Raw genomic sequence first — 275 nt, 5'->3', positions numbered from 1 at the left:
CCACACCACCACCGAGCCGATCGATCTGCGCATCCAACGCCCGCTCCGAACGCCCCGACACCACCACCGGCACCACCGACGAACCCACACCCGCCCCGGTCACCGCACCGGTCACCGCACCGGTCACCGCACCGGTCACCGCACCGGTCACCACACCGGTCACCACACCGGCAACTTCAGCCGACCCCGCCACCGACGCACCCACCACCGACGAATCAGCGACTACAACGGCGTCCCCAACCACCGGCGGAGCCTGCTCGACGATCACATGCGCA

The 275-nt window shown here is 69.8% G+C and carries 1 protein-coding gene; it reads right to left on the bottom strand.

The features are described 5' to 3' along the window. On the bottom strand, positions 1 to 193 hold a 193-nt coding region (locus ACPXBU_RS34895; protein WP_425761409.1), incomplete at its 3' end, for a hypothetical protein. Positions 194 to 275 lie beyond the last annotated feature (82 nt).

Origin of the sequence: Micromonospora sp. DT231, from assembly GCF_049847025.1 — a bacterium.
Lineage (GTDB): Bacteria > Actinomycetota > Actinomycetes > Mycobacteriales > Micromonosporaceae > Micromonospora.
Note: the sequence above shows the minus strand (reverse complement) of the source record. Positions and strands in the feature narration are given on the sequence as shown.